The sequence below is a fragment of the Pedobacter chinensis genome, assembly GCF_003339865.1.
Taxonomy (GTDB): domain Bacteria; phylum Bacteroidota; class Bacteroidia; order Sphingobacteriales; family Sphingobacteriaceae; genus Pedobacter; species Pedobacter chinensis.
In genome coordinates this window covers 697,772-715,155 of the sequence record NZ_QPKV01000002.1, presented here as the reverse complement: position 1 = coordinate 715,155, position 17,384 = coordinate 697,772, and the positions used below count along the sequence as shown (strand labels likewise).

At 37.1% G+C, this 17,384-nt stretch carries 14 protein-coding genes and 4 tRNA genes; 7 read left to right on the top strand and 11 right to left on the bottom strand.

What is annotated here, in order from left to right; genetic code table 11:
• Positions 1–12: 12 nt before the first annotated feature.
• The 5 genes from fucP to rhuM all read left to right on the top strand — a co-directional run bounded on the left by fucP (position 13) and on the right by rhuM (position 6,271).
• Positions 13–1,296 carry an L-fucose:H+ symporter permease gene (fucP, locus tag DU508_RS04370; RefSeq protein WP_115401593.1) on the top strand — a complete coding sequence of 428 codons (1,284 nt, stop codon included), beginning with the start codon at positions 13–15 and terminating at the stop codon, positions 1,294–1,296.
• Positions 1,297–1,302: 6 nt separating this feature from the next.
• Positions 1,303–2,940 carry a UxaA family hydrolase gene (locus DU508_RS04365; RefSeq protein ID WP_233509391.1) on the top strand — a complete coding sequence of 546 codons (1,638 nt, stop codon included), beginning with the start codon at positions 1,303–1,305 and terminating at the stop codon, positions 2,938–2,940.
• Between the two features lie 116 nt (positions 2,941–3,056).
• Positions 3,057–3,839: an L-fucose dehydrogenase gene (locus tag DU508_RS04360; protein WP_115401591.1), complete on the top strand. Its 783-nt coding sequence runs from the start codon at positions 3,057–3,059 to the stop codon at positions 3,837–3,839.
• Between the two features lie 336 nt (positions 3,840–4,175).
• Positions 4,176–4,796, top strand: a complete 621-nt coding sequence (locus tag DU508_RS04355) for a hypothetical protein (protein ID WP_115401590.1) — start codon at positions 4,176–4,178, stop codon at positions 4,794–4,796.
• 482 nt (positions 4,797–5,278) lie between these two features.
• Complete coding sequence (gene rhuM, locus DU508_RS04350; RefSeq protein WP_115401589.1) at positions 5,279–6,271, top strand: RhuM family protein; 993 nt, start codon at positions 5,279–5,281, stop codon at positions 6,269–6,271.
• Positions 6,272–6,322: 51 nt separating this feature from the next.
• On the opposite strand, the gene DU508_RS04345 is transcribed toward rhuM, so the two are convergent.
• The 9 genes from DU508_RS04345 to DU508_RS04305 all read right to left on the bottom strand — a co-directional run bounded on the left by DU508_RS04345 (position 6,323) and on the right by DU508_RS04305 (position 11,281).
• Positions 6,323–6,406, bottom strand: a tRNA-Leu gene (locus DU508_RS04345).
• Positions 6,407–6,453: 47 nt separating this feature from the next.
• Positions 6,454–6,529: transfer RNA gene (locus tag DU508_RS04340), tRNA-Gly, on the bottom strand.
• Between the two features lie 260 nt (positions 6,530–6,789).
• Complete coding sequence (locus DU508_RS04335) at positions 6,790–7,686, bottom strand: transglutaminase domain-containing protein (protein WP_115401588.1); 897 nt, start codon at positions 7,684–7,686, stop codon at positions 6,790–6,792.
• Positions 7,687–7,819: 133 nt separating this feature from the next.
• Complete coding sequence (locus DU508_RS04330) at positions 7,820–8,725, bottom strand: helix-turn-helix domain-containing protein (protein ID WP_115401587.1); 906 nt, start codon at positions 8,723–8,725, stop codon at positions 7,820–7,822.
• Positions 8,726–8,768: 43 nt separating this feature from the next.
• Entirely contained in the window at positions 8,769–9,371 is a 603-nt protein-coding gene (locus DU508_RS04325; RefSeq protein WP_115401586.1) for a short chain dehydrogenase, read from the bottom strand.
• 84 nt (positions 9,372–9,455) lie between these two features.
• Positions 9,456–10,223: an SDR family NAD(P)-dependent oxidoreductase gene (locus DU508_RS04320; protein WP_115401585.1), complete on the bottom strand. Its 768-nt coding sequence runs from the start codon at positions 10,221–10,223 to the stop codon at positions 9,456–9,458.
• Between the two features lie 270 nt (positions 10,224–10,493).
• Positions 10,494–10,577: transfer RNA gene (locus DU508_RS04315), tRNA-Leu, on the bottom strand.
• Between the two features lie 49 nt (positions 10,578–10,626).
• Positions 10,627–10,699 (bottom strand) — tRNA-Gly (locus tag DU508_RS04310).
• 93 nt (positions 10,700–10,792) lie between these two features.
• Entirely contained in the window at positions 10,793–11,281 is a 489-nt protein-coding gene (locus tag DU508_RS04305; protein WP_115401584.1) for a regulatory protein RecX, read from the bottom strand.
• 61 nt (positions 11,282–11,342) lie between these two features.
• On the opposite strand from DU508_RS04305, the gene DU508_RS04300 reads away from it, so the two are divergent.
• Together DU508_RS04300 and DU508_RS04295 are read left to right on the top strand one after the other, a co-directional pair.
• Positions 11,343–13,802 carry a bifunctional UDP-N-acetylmuramoyl-tripeptide:D-alanyl-D-alanine ligase/alanine racemase gene (locus tag DU508_RS04300; protein WP_115401583.1) on the top strand — a complete coding sequence of 820 codons (2,460 nt, stop codon included), beginning with the start codon at positions 11,343–11,345 and terminating at the stop codon, positions 13,800–13,802.
• Positions 13,803–13,949: 147 nt separating this feature from the next.
• A complete protein-coding gene (locus tag DU508_RS04295; RefSeq protein ID WP_115401582.1) occupies positions 13,950–14,540 on the top strand; it encodes a DUF502 domain-containing protein in 591 nt (196 codons plus the stop codon).
• Between the two features lie 1,342 nt (positions 14,541–15,882).
• Here DU508_RS04295 and DU508_RS04290 read toward each other — a convergent pair.
• Both DU508_RS04290 and DU508_RS04285 read right to left on the bottom strand, forming a co-directional pair.
• Positions 15,883–16,377 carry a hypothetical protein gene (locus DU508_RS04290; protein ID WP_115401581.1) on the bottom strand — a complete coding sequence of 165 codons (495 nt, stop codon included), beginning with the start codon at positions 16,375–16,377 and terminating at the stop codon, positions 15,883–15,885.
• Between the two features lie 293 nt (positions 16,378–16,670).
• Positions 16,671–17,378 (bottom strand): LOG family protein, encoded by a 708-nt coding sequence (locus DU508_RS04285; protein WP_115401580.1) that lies wholly within the window; start codon positions 17,376–17,378, stop codon positions 16,671–16,673.
• Between the last annotated feature and the right edge of the window lie 6 nt (positions 17,379–17,384).

Here is a 17,384-nt window from a genome sequence, read left to right as displayed (position 1 = left end):
ACCGATTAATCGATGAGCCATACAACAACTGAAAAATTCAGTCTAAGTCCTAATCAAAGCCGACCGGGTAATTATTTATTTCCACTTATTTTAGTAACCAGCTTATTCTTTTTCTGGGGTTTTGTACATAATCTGGATCCCATACTTATCCCGCATTTACGTAAAGCTTTTAAACTCAATGATCTTGAATCATCATTTGTGGATTTTTCTATATTCATTGCTTATTTTGCTATGGCCTTGCCTGCAGGTTATGTAATGAAGCGTTGGGGATATAAAAGTGGTATTATTTTAGGGTTAGTGCTTTTTGCCATAGGTTCATTCCTGTTTATTCCCGCTGCTGATACGAAAGTTTATATTTATTTTCTGGGTGCTTTATTTATTATAGCCTGCGGTTTAGCTTTTTTAGAAACAGCAGCGAATCCATACGTAACTGTACTTGGTCCTCCTGAGTCTGCTACACAACGCTTAAATTTTTCTCAGTCATTCAATGGTTTGGCAGCTTTCCTTGCTCCCATAATTGGATCAAAATTTATTTTTACCGGTTCAACTGAAACCGAGGCGCAAATTAATGCAATGTCGCAAGAAGCATATAATAGGTATGTTACTGCAGAAGCCGCAAGCGTAAAAGGGCCATATACTTTTTTAGGTATCGCCATTGTGCTCGTTATCATTTTGTTTGCCTTTACTAAACTACCCGATATAAAATCAAATGAAACAGAAGAAAAATCAAGCATTGCTGATGCGCTTAAGTTCAGGCAACTGAGATGGGGTGTAATTGCTCAGTTTTTTTATGTAGGTGCGCAGGTATGTATATTAAGTTTCTTTGTGCGGTTTGTTGGAGTATCTGCAGGAATTAGTTTAGCATCTGCTGCCTGGTATTCTGGTATAGCCGGGCTGGCTTTTATGTTAGGCCGGTTTGCCGGTACTTTTTTTATGCGGTATATGGCACCTAATAAATTGCTGATGTGCTACGCCTTAATGAGTGCGCTCCTGACGCTGATTTCCATATTTGCACATGGATTAATAACCGTATATGCACTTATCGGAACAGCCTTTTTTATGTCTGTTATGTTTCCCACAATATTTTCTTTAGGAATACAGGGACTTGGAAAGGACACCAAAATTGCTTCTTCCCTGATTGTGATGTCTATTGTTGGTGGAGCTTTTTTGCCACTTTTATTGGGTTATATATCAGATGTTTCGGGAAGTATTCAGTATGGATACGTAGTACCGTTATTTTGTTTTTTAGTCGTTTTTTATTTTGGTAAATCAGGATATAAACCATCGCAAAATTAGCTTATCATGAAAAAAGTGATTAAAATAAATAACAACGACAATGTTTTGGTTGCCTTAACAAACTTAAATAAGCATGAGGTGATCAGCTATGAAGGTAACAACTATACACTGCAAAATGATGTACCTGCAAAGCATAAATTTTTCATGCAGGATATGCAGTATGGATCTGAGGTTATTATGTATGGCGTACTGGTTGGTAAAACACAGTATGATTTAGGCGCTGGAAGTATAATGAATACAGAAAACACCAAACATGCAGCCGAGCCGTATGTATATCGTAAAGTGGATTACAAGTGGCAGGCTCCTGATGTAAGCAAATTCCAGGATCGTACATTTAAAGGTTATCATAGAAAAAACGGACAGGTTGGAACGGCAAATTATTGGCTTTTTATTCCCACTGTTTTTTGCGAAAACAGAAATCTGGACATTATAAAAGAAGCGCTCTATAATGCTTTAGGTTATGCTGTTGATGATAAATATAAACATTACGCCAATGAACTGGTAAATGCTTTGAAGAATGGAGAGAATATTAAGGATGTGTCTTTTGATCCACTTCATGATGCTAAAGCATCGAGAATTTTTAAAAATATTGATGGAATAAAATTTCTTAATCACAGCGGTGGTTGTGGTGGAACAAGGCAAGATGCAGAAGTGTTAAGCCATTTGCTGGCTGCCTATGCAGATCATCCTAATGTGGCGGGTATTACACTCCTAAGCCTTGGTTGTCAGCACTTACAGGTAAGTGATTTTAAGAAAGATTTACTGGCCAGAAATCCTTTATTTGATAAACCATTACTGGTTTTTGAACAGCAGCAAACTGAAAGTGAAGAAGAGTTGGTAAGGCAGGCGATTCAGCAAACTTTTGAGGGGTTAATGGCTATTAATGAAATAGAAAGAACGGAAGCACCACTTCGTAAATTATGTGTTGGTGTAAAATGTGGTGGAAGCGATGGTTTTAGCGGTATTTCAGCTAACCCGGCAGTGGGACATTGTGCAGATTTACTGGTGGGGCTTGGTGCCAAAGTTTTACTGGCAGAGTTTCCTGAATTATGTGGTGTGGAGCAGGAAATAATCGATCGTTCCATTGATCAGCCAACCGCAGAAAAGTTCATTCGTTTAATGACAGAATATGATGAATTAGCTCATAAGGTTGGATCAGGTTTTTATATGAATCCTTCGCCGGGAAATATTAAAGATGGATTAATTACCGATGCCATTAAATCTGCCGGAGCAGCAAAAAAAGCGGGAAACTCACCAATTGTTGATGTACTCGATTATACAGAGCCTGCAACAAAAGCAGGTTTGAGTTTAGTATGCACACCAGGAAATGACGTTGAAGCCACAACCGGTAAGGCTGCGGCCGGTGCAACGTTAATCTTATTTACTACAGGTTTAGGTACGCCGACTGGTAATCCGGTTTGTCCGACCATCAAAGTAGCTACCAATACCGCATTGGCACAAAGAATGGCCGATATTATTGATATTGATACTGGCCCCGTTATCCGTGGTGAAAAAGATATTACCGAAATGGGTGAAGATATTCTGGAATACTGCATTAAAGTAGCAAGTGGAGAAGAGGTGCCCAAGGCTGTTCAGCTAAATCAGGATGATTTTATTCCCTGGAAAAGAGGAGTAAGTCTTTAATTTCAATAAGTTTTACTAAAACAACTGTTCATTTAAGCTGAGAGACACTTGGAACAGCATGAACTGGCTATACAATCTCTTTCTATAAATGATGGTAATTAACAAAACAATAGAATATGAATCTTGACTTAAAGGATAAGGTTATTTTAGTTAGCGGGGGCGCAAAAGGCATAGGTGCAGCCATTGTAAAGATGTTGGCAGCAGAACAAGCCTTTCCAATTATCATTGGCAGAAACCAAACTGACAATGAGAAACTATTAAAAGAAATTAGGTTATTAAATTATAATGCAGATTATCAAACAGCAGAACTGACACAACCAGGTAGCTGTAAAATCGTAGTTGATGATGTGTTAAAGAAGTATGGAAGGATAGATGGTATTGTTAACAATGCAGGTGTGAACGATAGCATAGGGCTTGAAACTGGAAATGATGAAGATTTTATAGCATCATTGCATAAAAATTTAGTACATTATTACTCATTGGTTCATCATGCATTGCCCGCACTTAAAAAAAGTAAGGGCACAATTGTAAATATTGGAAGTAAAACAGCTGATACGGGACAAGGTGGAACATCAGGATATGCAGCCGCAAACGGTGGACGCAATGCACTCACACGTGAATGGGCTGTTGAATTATTGCCTTTTGAAATTAGGGTAAATGCAGTCATCGTAGCAGAAGCCATGACCCCACTGTATCAAAAGTGGTTAGATACTTTTGATGATCCGGAGGGAAAATTGAAAATGATTACTCAAAAAATTCCTTTGGAGAAACGGATGACAAAAACAGAGGAAATTGCAAATATGGTGGTATTTTTGTTGTCAAAACGTTCAAGTCATACCACAGGGCAGTTAATTTATGTGGATGGAGGATATGTACACTTAGACAGGGCAATAACTTGATCAATGAGTAAGATTTTAAATATTGCCTGAGCTTAAATCTTGTATCGGCTTTATGATTATTGTTATCTTTACATTTAAACCAATAGCTAATGGAATCTAATCAAATTGCATTTATCAAACCAAAGATGGGAGAACTGCAATTGATATAATTCCTTTTTTTAAAGGTCGCTTCAGGCATGTTGTTAACCTGTATTAATTATGCTATGAGAGAGTTAAAAGTTGCCATTGTTGAGCTGCCCAACATAACTTGTGTAATAATGGTGCCGATCACTTTCCTGGCAATTAATTGCCAGGATATTTCCTCTGCTAAATCAAATCCTAATAAAGCCTTAAAATATGAATAAGTACATCCTCATTTTGTTGTTCAGCTGCGTATGCCCAGCAACAGTAGCACAAAGTCAACCCGCATTTGATGGGCCATCCTGGAAACCACCTTATTACCTGGAGCTGGATGGATGGGGGATCGAACGTTTTCTGATCCCGATTGATTTTGCACCGTCTATCAAATACTCTGGTGTTGAAGATGTCCGTTTTACAAGAGGCTGGGGAGATGAAAAAAGTCCTGAGTATTGGTCTTATGCATTCCTATGGTTACTGGATGGTAATCCAACTCAAACTACAGCAATCATCCAGAAAAACCTCAACGTATATTATGATGGGCTAGTGGGCAGAAATATTACCAAACGGAATATTCCAAAATCATTGGTTATCAAAACCCAAACCAAACTGCGTGCAATAAAAACAGAAAAGGGAGATCTTCAAACCTTCGCAGGCACTATTAACATGCTGGACTATATGGGGCAGAGGCCGATCATACTTCAGGCGTTAATCCACGTTAAAAAATGTCCGGGAAGTTCGAAAACCATTGTTTTTTATCAGGTTTCACCAAAGCTGGTTACTGATCCTGTCTGGATAAAACTGAAGAGTTTGTGGGCAGGATTTAAGTGTACGGTTTAATTATTTTCGGAAAAGTCTCAATGCTGCGAATTGTACATATGTGGTTATAGCTTTAGGTGGGTTTATTGTTTAAATCAATTATACCGATCTTCTTTATCCTTTCCGATAGGTTACTGCAATTTTAGCTTTTTTCTGCTGGTTATTCTTTGGCTTCATGTTTCCCAATATATCCTGCTGCGTTAGATTTGGTTAAAAACCATCATTTCTGATGGCTTAGTTCGATTTTGTTTATTGCACTGACGAAGCTACAAATCACGAACCATTTTGAAAAAGATTTGAAACTATTAGCTGAATAATACCAAAGAACGCACATTTTTAAAGGGCGACGGTAAATTTATTACATCGTTTTAATTTGATAATTATTGATCAAACTATATCAAGAGAGTTATTGGATCGTTAAAGGAATAGCGTTGTGATGTGTAAAAATGGATATTGTTAGTGGTATGCAATGATCCTATCTTTACATTTAAACCAAAAGCTATATGGAGCCAAATCAAATTATCATTTATAAAACCAAGGATGAAGAAACTGCAATTGATGTAAAACTTGAAAATGAAACGATTTGGCTGACCCAAAACCAGCTTGTCGAACTTTTCCAGAGCAGTAAGGCAAACATTAGTGAACATATTAAGCATATTTTCGAATCTGGTGAGCTGGATAAGGAATTAACTGTTCGGAAATTCCGAACAGTTAGGGAAGAAGGAGAAAGAAGCGTAATGAGGAATTTGGACCATTATAATCTAGATTTGGTAATATCAGTAGGATATCGAGTTAATTCATTAAGGGGTACTCAATTTCGGGTCTGGGCAAATAAAGTATTAAAGGAATATTTAATTAAGGGCTATTCAATAAACGAGAAAAGGTTAAAGGAACAGGCAGAGCAGTTGGCAAGTTTAAAAAATACTGTAAATTTATTGAGTCACGTGCTGGAAAGTAAGGAGCTTAGTTCAGACGAAGCAACTGGTTTGCTAAAGGTGGTAACCGATTATTCCTACGCGTTAGATATTCTGGACAAATACGACCATCAACAACTAGCCATCGATGGTACTACATCAGAGGAATTGTTCATAATCGATTATGACGAAGCGATGAAAGCTATTCGTAATCTTAAGGACAAATTTGGTGGAAGCTCTTTGTTTGGGAATGAAAAAGATGCATCGTTTAAGGGTTCTATCGGAGCCATTTACCAAACATTTGGAGGGATAGATGTATACCCAAGTGTTGAAGAAAAGGCCGCAAACTTGTTATATTTTGTGGTTAAAAATCATTCTTTCTCTGATGGGAATAAACGTATCGCAGCTTATCTATTTGTATGGTTCTTGGATAAGAACAAAATCTTGTATAGAAATGACGGGTCTAAACGCATTGCTGACAATGCATTGGTTGCATTGACTTTAATGATCGCAGAAAGTAAACCTGATGAAAAGGATATGATGGTTAAGGTAATTGTAAATCTGATTAATTCGAATAACTAAATACAAAAAAAGCCATCATTTCTGATGGCTTTAGTTCGATTTTGTTTATTGTACTCGGGGCGGGAATCGAACCCGCACGCCTTTGAAAGCACAGGATTTTAAGTCCTGCGTGTCTACCAGTTCCACCACCCGAGCAGGTGATTAACCTTTTAAAATAAAATGCCTTCTGGTAGGAAGGCATTTGGAGCGAAAGACGAGATTCGAACTCGCGACCCCGACCTTGGCAAGGTCGTGCTCTACCAACTGAGCTACTTTCGCAATTTACACATTGACTGTGTTTCCTTGGGGCTGCAAATATAGAAATTAATGTTTCAGTTTCAAAAATATTTAAAAAAAAATAATTGTAATGTGAATTTGGATCAAACGGCACAAAATCGATTTTGAACTTATAAAGAAGCCATCAGAAATGAAGGCTTTAGCTCGATTTTGTTTTTGTGCTTAGGGCAGAAATCGAACTTTGCCACTATGTTTTCGAAATCAGCCAATTTAAAATTCTTTTAGTAGAAGTAGTCATTTCTCTATCCAGGAATTTTCCAAAATAATTCACTATTATTGGTATGATAGTTAATGATTTTAACGTTTTTCTTCTCATCCACTCTGGTTTCGAATTTATCTATTACTGGATCTTTACTGCCAACAGGTAACAATTCCACATATAGCATTGTCTTTCCACTGGTTATAGTTTGGGAGTTAAATTCACTTTGCAATGGGCAAATAAGCCTGTACAGGTTTTTTGCCATAAAAGTGTATAAATAATCTTTGATATTAGTGGGAACGTGATGATAATTGGCATCTTCATTAAGCTTTAATGGCAAACCACTGATTAAACGCTCACGCACTTCTGCGATGCTTAATAAATTGTTGTTTTCGTCACTAACATATGCATTATCTTGCGGGTCCATATAAATCCATTTTTTCAATGATGGTATGAAAACACTATTAATAACATGCCCTCCGTCAGAATCCGGATAATGTCCGGAAAAACAAATTACACTTCTTGATTTATAACCCATAGCAAGAAAAATCTCATTCATAGCTATAGACAAAGGATAGCATCCATGATTTTGCTTTTTTTCTCTATAGCTGTCGATTATACTTATGGCATTTAAAGGATCAATATTTAAGTCATCATTATGAGGAACTTCATTATGAAACCATTTTAATAAATGTTTTGCGCGCTCCACATCTGTTCCAGCTCCTGCAACTGCATCTAGATTATATTTCTCTCTTATCTTTTTTAATTCCGGCGAATTTGCATCTTGATATCCGAAATCAGGAAAAGTCTGAACTTGTGCCTTATTGTATTCTTTGCCCGCTTGCAACTCTTTAACTTCTGGAGTTACAGATTGAGCTGAAACTCCTTCTGAAATAATCATACCCAGTATGAAAAATATTGTGATATTTAATTTCTTCATTATATTGCTGTATTTTATTAAGTCGTGCAAATACTATGATTTATCATACAGAGAATCAGTATCGCAGATATGAAGATTGGTAATGAATTTATAATATTATATTAATTTGTTTATCAGGCAGCAGTGCGTCTTTTCAGTTCATGTGCCTGTAGTCGGAGGGTGATTGCCCGGTCTTATTTTTAAAAATCTTTGTAAAATGGGACGGGTGTTCAAAACCCAGTTCAAAGGCAATTTCACTGATGTTTTTTTCGGTACTCCACAACAATGATTTCGCCCTGTCTATCAGTTGCAGATGTATGTGTTCAATGGTGGTTTTGTCCGTATATCTATTGAGCAGATCGGAAAGATAATCAGGGGAGAGATTCAACCGGGACGCAAAGTACTTTACATCAGGAATTCCCTCGTCGATAAGTGAATCCTTTGAAAAGTATTCCAACAGCAGGCTTTCAAAGTTCTGTACCAGATCATGGCTGGGTTTGGAACGGGTTAAGAACTGCCTGTCATAAAATCGCGTACAGTAATTGAGAAGCAATTCAAGGTTGTTTACGATCAGTTCCTGCGAATATTTGTCGATGTTTTGCGAATACTCCGCTCTGACATTATCTGCACAATTGCGCAAAGTCTTCTTTTCATCTTCGGACACATGGAGCGCTTCACTGGCATCATAGTGGAAAAATGAATACCCGTGTATTTTTTTGCCCAGTCCGCTCCGGTAAAGCAAATCAGGATGGAAATACAGTGCCCAACCATCATCAAAGGAAATGTACCGTTTCGTGGTTACCACCTGCCCCGGCGCAGTAAACACCAGTGTTCCCTGGTCGAAATCGTAATTTGAGCGTCCATATCCCATTGATCCTTTTAACTGTTTGAGATATACGGAATAAAATCCTAGCCGGAAAGCAGTCTCTTTTTCAGGAAAGTTATCCCTGCTGATCTGCGCAAGCTGGATAAAAGAGACCAAAGGGTGTTTCGGCGGCTCGCATCCGTAAAGCGTGTGTATATCATGGATGGTATTGATATCGATGAATGATTGTTGCATTTTATGGTATATTTGACTTATGTAAATTTACTAAGAAAAGAATTTAAACTTTGATTATCCTGCCATTAACAATTCCCAGTAATGCCCTTTCATAAGCTGTTACCACTTTGCTGGCCTCTACGGGAATAAAACCTGGAAAAAAATCATGGTAAGTTTCCGACTCTGTTAGTACTGTTGGGCTGATACAATTTATACGAATGCCTCGCGGCATTTCATGTGCTGCTGACTTTACAAAACCTTCAACGGCTCCGTTAATCATTGTACCAATAACACCTCCCAGGATGGGTTCATCTGTTAAAACACCTGATATTAGTGCAAATGCACCCCGGTTGGCAATATAAGGCAATGCTGTGCGCACGAGATTTACCTGTCCCATCATCTTATTGGCAATGGAGAAGTTGATGCTTTCATCTGTAATTTGTTCAAGCGGGAGTGCAATCACATCTCCAGCTGCATTGGCCACAGCATCAAAAGTGCCTATATTCTTAAAGAGCAATTCCAGGCTTGCCCGATCTGTAATGTCAGCCCTGTAATCTCCGGAGGAACGGGATACCCGTATGACTTTATGGCCGGTTTGCTCAAGCCTCATTGACAGATGTGCACCTATGGTGCCGCTGGCTCCTATAACGACGATTGTATGTTTCATTGTTGTTTTTTTAAGTGAAATTTTCTGTTGTTTTAACTATTAAAGAATTGTAAATATTGTCGAGGCCACGGTACCTCTGCAGGGTTAAATAAATAATCCGCCTGATACTTCGATGCGCTGCGCGTTCACAAATCGACTATCGTCTGAAAGGAGTGAGGCAACAAAGGCACCTACATCGTCTGCTACTCCAAGGCGACCTAACGCAGTCATAGAGGCAATCTGATTGCAGTGGCTTTCATCGCCTTTCCCACCACCAAATTCGGTATCAATAGCGCCGGGTGCAACGCTGTTCACACGAATTTTTCTTTCCGCATATTCTTTAGCAAAATAGCGGGTCAAGCCTTCTGTTGCCGCTTTAAGTGCTCCATAAACAGCAACACCAGGAAAAGCAAATCGCGCAAGGCCCGAAGAAATATTAATGATCTGGCCGCCATCACTAATTAATGGGATAAGTTTTTGTGTTAGGAAAAATACACCTTTAAAATTCGTATTTACAAGTTCATCAAATATGTCTTCGGTAGTGTCCTTGATGAGTGTTCTTTGTGCTATGCCCGCATTATTTACCAGGTAATCGAAGTTGTCCCTGTTCCATTCTTTGGCAAGTACTTGGGAAACCTGCGCGGTAAAATTGCTGAAGGAAGCGGTTTTGGAACTGTCCAGTTGCAGTGCGACCGCTTTGCCACCATTGTTGTTAATGGTATTGGCAACTACATTTGCCTGATCGGAGTTGTTGTTGTAAGTGAGGATAACGTCAATTCCACGCTCAGCTGCATTCAATGCAATGCTTTTTCCTATTCCACGACTGCCGCCAGTTATCAGGGCGATTTTTCTTTTTTTGTTTTCTATTTCCATTTCTATGTAGTTTTAAATTACATAGCAAAGTTCAGCAGAACTGCATGAGCCGACTTATATATTTCCGGTTGGCTTTTATACATTTCCGAGAAATTATAGATTTAATATCTTGCACGATTTAATTCTGGATAATTATGAAATTTCTCAGGTAAGTCAGGTAGATCAGGGGAAAGTTATTGCAGAAGAAATCATTTTTAATCTGCTGTACTAATATCGTACCTAACAAAAAAGCCATCATTTCTGATGGCTTTAGTTCGATTTTGTTTATTGTACTCGGGGCGGGAATCGAACCCGCACGCCTTTGAAAGCACAGGATTTTAAGTCCTGCGTGTCTACCAGTTCCACCACCAGAGCAGGTAATTAACCTTTTAAAATAAATGCTTTCTGGTAGGAAAGCATTTAGAGCGAAAGACGAGATTCGAACTCGCGACCCCGACCTTGGCAAGGTCGTGCTCTACCAACTGAGCTACTTTCGCATTCACAAAACATATATGTTGTTTCGTTTTGGTGATGCAAATATAGACAGATTTCTATTTCTGTCAAGAGATTTTTTATTAAAAATTTAATATTTAATTTAAATTGCTGGCTTTCAGTGCAAGTAAAATTAAATCAGTTTCAAATCCTCTTCCCTGCAGGTAGTTCATTAACTTCATTTTTCTTTTTAATGGATTGGATTCGTTCAAAGTTTCGGCTTTTTTAACTGCTAATGCCGTTAAGGTTTCAAGATAATCATCATCATCCAAACTATATAATGCCTTCTGTAAAAGTTTATCTGTCACTCCTTTCAATTTTAAGCCTTGCTTTATTTTGGCCCGGCCCCATTTTTTGACGTTAAATTTTCCTGATGCATATGATTTTGCAAAACGTTCTTCATTTAAGAAATTATTCATGATCAGCTCTGACAGAATTTCTTCCAATTCATCTCCTCTAATTCCCCATTCCACCAGTTTATATCGAACTTCTTTTTGCGAACGTTCCTGGTAAACGCAAAAATTTTCAGCCTTGGCTAATGCCTGTTTTTTATCTAATATTGCTGCTTCTTGTTTACCACTTTTCATAATTATTTATTGAACTTCGTAAAAATAAAAACGATTACCGTATTTTTCTGAATATAATAAAATGCTGAACCCGATATATACCATTTCCAAAATAGCGGATATTTTAAATGCTGAAGTAAAACTATTTGATGCACAAACTATTATACAATATTTGGTTATTGATAGTCGCTCGGTTTTAGTACCTGAAAATTCTTTGTTTTTTGCCTTGTCCTCTCATCGCGATGGTCATGAATTTATAAAAGATGCTTATTCAAAAGATATCCGGAATTTTGTGATCAGTGAGAAAAAATACATCGAACAGTATACCGATTGTAATTTTATAGTGGTGGATAACGTTCTCAAATCTCTTCAGAAATTAGCAATAGAGCATAGAAAGCATTTTGATTTAAAAACCATCGGTATTACCGGAAGCAATGGTAAAACGATTGTTAAGGAGTGGTTATATCAACTTCTGGCTACAGATTTTGATATTGTTCGCAGCCCGAAAAGTTATAACTCACAAATTGGTGTTCCACTTTCCGTTTGGCAAATCGACTCCAATAACACCCTCGGAATTTTTGAAGCTGGTATTTCGGCAGTGAATGAAATGGAAGACCTCGCTAAAATCATTCAACCCCAAATAGGCATTTTAACCAATATTGGAGAGGCTCATGCCGAAGGTTTTAGCTCTAAAAAAGAAAAGCTTATTGAAAAATTAAAGCTTTTTAAAGATGTGGAATTGCTGATTTATTCGCCGGAATATGTAACTGAAATCAATTTCAAAAAATTGCCGGGAAAGAAACACTTTAGCTGGAGTAGCAGGCAAGCCGCTGATTTACGAATTATTGCAGTTGAACCTATCGAGGGAAATTGTTATTTAAGAGCGATTTATCAAGACAGAGAAATAGAATGTATGCTGCCTTTTAAAGATAAGGCGTCTATAGAAAATGGCATGATTTGCTGGGCAACATTACTTGCGCTGGGTTATTCACCTGAACAGGCAGACACACGTTTAGAGAAATTAAGCCATGTAAGTATGCGTTTAGAGCTGAAGAACGGTATCAACCAATGTTCAATCATAGATGATTCTTATAGTGCTGATATTTCATCACTGGCAATAGCACTCGATTTTCTAAATCAACAAAATCAGCATCCTAAGAAAACTGTAATTCTTTCTGAATTATTCGAAACCGGGCAGGACGATTTGGATTTATATACAGAAATTGCCGATTTGCTGGCACAAAAGAAAGTAAACCGCCTGATTGGAATTGGAACTCACCTTTCCCGTTATGCTGAATTGTTTAAGTGTGAAACGCAATTTTTTGAAGATACAAATGCCTTTATTGAGGCTTTTCCGGGTTTACAATTTAATCATGAAACGATATTGGTTAAAGGAGCAAGGCGTTTCGGGTTTGGCAGGATCAGTAAGTTGCTTACCCAGAAAATCCACGATACTGTTTTGGAAATTGATTTAAACGCCATGGCGGGGAATCTACAATTTTATCGTTCTAAAATTAAACCGGGAGTTAAAATAATGGTAATGGTTAAGGCTTTTTCATACGGCAGTGGTAGTTTCGAAATCGCAAATCTTTTGCAATTTCATAAAGTTGATTATTTAGCTGTAGCCTATGCAGATGAAGGTATTGCCTTGCGAAAGGCCGGTATTACTTTGCCAATCATGGTCATGAGTCCTGAAGAATCGGCATTTGATGCGATTATTAAGCACAACCTTGAACCTGAGATTTACAGTCTGGAAATTCTGAACAGCTTTCTGAATGCGCTTAGCGATTATCGTTTCGATTATCCGATCCACATTAAAATTGATAGCGGTATGCATCGTTTAGGTTTTGATCAAAAGGAAATTGATCAATTGGCAGAACTGTTAAAAGATGCTCAACGATTAAAGGTTCAAAGCATATTTTCTCATTTGGTGGCTAGTGGAGAAGCTGAACATGATGGTTTTACACAAAAGCAGATTGAAAAATTTAAAGAAACAGCCAATTTGTTAATTGCTGCTTTGGGTTACAAACCTTTACTACATATTGCGAATACTTCGGGAATTAGTCGCTGGCCAGATGGACAAATGGACATGGTTCGCTTAGGAATTGGCTTATATGGTTTTGATTCGGCTCTTGTACATAACCGTGGATTGCAAACCGTGATGGTTTTGAAAACAACAGTAACACAGATTAAAACCCTGGAACCAGGAGAAACCGTTGGTTATAGCAGAAGCGGAGTAATGCCTGATGGCGGCAAAATTGCAACTGTTAAAATCGGATATGCCGATGGATATGGTCGTGCCTTTGGAAATGGGGTAGGCAAAATGCTTATTAATGGCCATTTGGTACCAACAATTGGCTCAATTTGCATGGATATGACCATGCTCGATATTACAGGAATTGATGCCAAACCAGGCGATGAAGCAATCGTTTTCAATCACGAGCATACGATCATGCAATTAGCCAGCGATATTAATACCATTCCTTATGAAATTCTGACTAATATATCTCAAAGAGTAAAAAGAGTTTATTTTTATGAATAATTTTCCTGGCTGATTTTGTATCATTATTATCATCAGTTCATTTGTTGGGGCACTTAACAGGATAAATCAGTAAGCAGATGAAATACTGAACTTTTCTAAGCAATTAAACAGTTAAGCAATTAACCAAATTTTAGGTAAATTTGCAGCATGAACAAAGTCGGGAAAGCCATTTTAAACTATTTGATTAAAGGTTTATTAATTGTTGTGCCCATAGCAGTGAGCATTTTTATTGTAGTTTGGGCCGTTACTACCGTTGATAGCTGGTTAAATGTCAATAACATATTAGGCGTAAACCCTCAAACCGGCGAAAGCAGAAACATTCCAGGTTTAGGTTTGCTAACCGTTATTACAATCATTTTGCTTGCAGGGATTTTTGTAACCAATTTGGTTACCGAACCGATGTATAACTGGTTTCAGCGTTTGATGCACCGGCTACCGCTGTTCAATTTTATCTATTCTTCAATTAAAGATTTAACGGAAGCATTTGTAGGCGATGAAAAGAAATTTAATCACCCGGTGTTGGTCGAAGTGGAAGGAGGGCTGAAAAAAATTGGATTTTTAACTCAAAACGATCTGCATAAACTTAATTTGCCTGATGAAGTTGCTGTGTATTTTCCATTATCTTATTCCTTTGCAGGCCAGCTTTGTATCGTAAAGAGAGATAAGGTTGAAGATTTGAATATGAGCGCTGCTGATGCCATGAAATTGGTTGTTAGTGGTGGCGTTAGTGGATTATAAATTGTTAAAATGATTCAGATATACCATAATATAATATGCCGAGAAATTTACCATTAAGGCTTTAAGAAAAATTAAGGCAAATGAGCTTAACTTCTCAATGGTTACAAGAAAAAAGGCCTGACATAAAGGGATTTTACCCCATAATATGCCGAGAAATTTACCATTAAGACTTTAAGAAAAATTAAGGCAAATGAGCTTAAATGTTCTTAACTTCTCAATGGTTACAAGAAAAAAGGCCTGACATAAAGGGATTTTACCCCCTAATATGCTGAGAAATTTACCATTAAGGCTTTAAGAAAAATTAAGGCAAATGAGCTTAACTTCTCAATGGTTACAAGAAAAAAGGCCTGACATAAAGGGATTTTACCCCATAATATGCCGAGAAATTTACCATTAAGACTTTAAGAAAAATTAAGGCAAATGAGCTTAAATGTTCTTAACTTCTCAATGGTTACAAGAAAAAAGGCCTGACATAAAGGGATTTTACCCCCTAATATGCCGAGAAATTTACCATTAAGGCTTTAAGAAAAATTAAGGCAAATGAGCTTAACTTCTCAATGGTTACAAGAAAAAAGGCCTGACATAAAGGGATTTTACCCCACAATATGCCGAGAAATTTACCATTAAGGCTTTAAGAAAAATTAAGGCAAATGAGCTTAAATGTTCTTAACTTCTCAATTGGTTACAAGAAAAAAGGCCTGACATAAGGGATTTTACCCCATAATATGCCGAGAAATTTACCATTAAGGCTTTAAGAAAAATTAAGGCAAATGAGCTTAAATGCTCTTAACTTCTCAATGGTTACAAGAAAAAAGGCCTGACATAAAGGGATTTTACCCCATAATATGCCGAGAAATTTACCATTAAGGCTTTAAGAAATTAAGGCAAATGAGCTTAAATGTTCTTAACTTCTCAATGGTTACAAGAAAAAAGGCCTGACATAAGGGATTTTACCCCATAATATGCCGAGAAATTTACCATTAAGGCTTTAAGAAAAATTAAGGCAAATGAGCTTAAATGCTCTTAACTTCTCAATGGTTACAAGAAAAAAGGCCTGACATAAAGGGATTTTACCCCATAATATGCCGAGAAATTTACCATTAAGGCTTTAAGAAAAATTAAGGCAATGGAGCTTAAATGTTCTTGACTTCTCAATGGTTACAAGAAAAAAGACCTGACATAAGGGATTTTACCATTAAGGCTTTAAATTAAGGCAAACGAGCTTAATGCTCTTAATTTCTTAATGGTAGAGATAAAAAAATGACTCAATTTAAGTTTTGATAATGAGATTATTGTTTCTCCGAAGATCAGAATGATTGGGAAATTCTTTCTTGTACCAACCCTAAAAAATATTCCTGACAAACGATAAAAAGATCACAAAGAATACAAAAGCATAAAGAATTCTGGAATAATATTCCCGAATAAATAAACCTGTAAATATTAAAATATCATCATTCACATTGGTGTGAATAAGTCCGCTCGTGGTAGATGAGTTATAGATTATCTGTTTATCCGCCCGATTATTTAATGACCATCTGCTCAACCAGCTATTTTGAAAGCTCCAATCAAACTGGGCTCCTGATGTGAAAATAACCCTCGCTTTAATGGCTAACCAATCATATCGAATTACGGCCAAAACTTCATTCTGGTTATTTAATATTTTAGTTTCCGGGTTGCTATATCCTTCACTTCGTAAAAGGTAAATTCCACCTTGCGTTGTAGCAATGGCAGAATTTTTTAATGAACTAAAATTCAGCGAAAATTTTAAAAAACCATCTCCAAATACCTGATAATTGCTATCAAATAACCCTTTTCTCCAATTTAATATTTTCTCCATTTCAGAAGGTTGTGTATCAAAAATTAATTAGTGATGTCTTGTTGTATTTTATACCATAACCAACACAAGCATCTTAAATAAACATGTTATAAAAAACAGTTAAATTTTATATAAATCGATTATTTTCAGTCAACGAATTTTACCATTTGAAATACGTTATATTTTAGATGATGGTTTTTGCCAGTTGTTACAGCAAAAAATAAAGACACAAAAAAAGCGCCCGCGAAAACAAGCACTTTGGTGTTATTTTTTTCAATGTTAATGTCTTAAACCAGTAAATTCGAGAATACTCGTTAGAAGTTCGGTTTAAGTACATATTTATTATAGAATCTGAAAATATGTTCTGCGGCCTCTTCAGCAGTATCTACAAGGCGGAATAAGTTCAAATCTTCCTCATGGATATTATGTTCTTTCTGTAACATGGTACCTTTAATCCAGTCAATTAATCCACTCCAATAATCGCTGCCCACCAAAACAATCGGGAAACGGGCAATCTTACCGGTTTGAATAAGGGTTAAAGCTTCAAAAAGTTCATCCATGGTGCCAAAACCACCAGGAAGTACCACAAATCCCTGGCTATATTTCATAAACATCACTTTGCGCACAAAGAAATAATCAAACTCTAATAATTTATTATGATCGATGTATTTATTGTGGAACTGCTCGAAAGGTAGTTCGATGTTTAAACCAACAGATTTACCTCCATTGGTATGGGCACCTTTGTTACCAGCTTCCATAATACCTGGCCCGCCACCGGTAATTACACCGTAACCCCGATCGGTTAAAAGCTTGCCACATTGTTCTGCTAATTGATAATATCTGTTCGTTTGTGCCGTACGGGCAGAACCGTAAATGGTTACACAAGGACCAATTTTCGCCAGTTTTTCAAAACCATCTACAAACTCGGCCATTATTTTAAAAATTTGCCAGGAATCAGTTACCTTAATTTCCTGCCAGTCTTTGTTTTCAAAAGCACTTCTGATTTTTTCTTCACTCGTCATATATAC

Coding starts and splice junctions, on each gene's coding strand:
- DU508_RS04325 (WP_115401586.1), bottom strand. CDS start 9,371: ATGAAACATACAATCGTCGTTATAGGAGCCAGCGGCACCATAGGTGCA.
- DU508_RS04330 (WP_115401587.1), bottom strand. CDS start 8,725: ATGCAACAATCATTCATCGATATCAATACCATCCATGATATACACACG.
- DU508_RS04365 (WP_233509391.1), top strand. CDS start 1,303: ATGAAAAAAGTGATTAAAATAAATAACAACGACAATGTTTTGGTTGCC.
- fucP (WP_115401593.1), top strand. CDS start 13: ATGAGCCATACAACAACTGAAAAATTCAGTCTAAGTCCTAATCAAAGC.
- DU508_RS04285 (WP_115401580.1), bottom strand. CDS start 17,378: ATGACGAGTGAAGAAAAAATCAGAAGTGCTTTTGAAAACAAAGACTGG.
- DU508_RS04320 (WP_115401585.1), bottom strand. CDS start 10,223: ATGGAAATAGAAAACAAAAAAAGAAAAATCGCCCTGATAACTGGCGGC.
- DU508_RS04335 (WP_115401588.1), bottom strand. CDS start 7,686: ATGAAGAAATTAAATATCACAATATTTTTCATACTGGGTATGATTATT.
- DU508_RS04355 (WP_115401590.1), top strand. CDS start 4,176: ATGAATAAGTACATCCTCATTTTGTTGTTCAGCTGCGTATGCCCAGCA.
- rhuM (WP_115401589.1), top strand. CDS start 5,279: ATGGAGCCAAATCAAATTATCATTTATAAAACCAAGGATGAAGAAACT.
- DU508_RS04360 (WP_115401591.1), top strand. CDS start 3,057: ATGAATCTTGACTTAAAGGATAAGGTTATTTTAGTTAGCGGGGGCGCA.
- DU508_RS04305 (WP_115401584.1), bottom strand. CDS start 11,281: ATGAAAAGTGGTAAACAAGAAGCAGCAATATTAGATAAAAAACAGGCA.
- DU508_RS04295 (WP_115401582.1), top strand. CDS start 13,950: ATGAACAAAGTCGGGAAAGCCATTTTAAACTATTTGATTAAAGGTTTA.
- DU508_RS04300 (WP_115401583.1), top strand. CDS start 11,343: ATGCTGAACCCGATATATACCATTTCCAAAATAGCGGATATTTTAAAT.
- DU508_RS04290 (WP_115401581.1), bottom strand. CDS start 16,377: ATGGAGAAAATATTAAATTGGAGAAAAGGGTTATTTGATAGCAATTAT.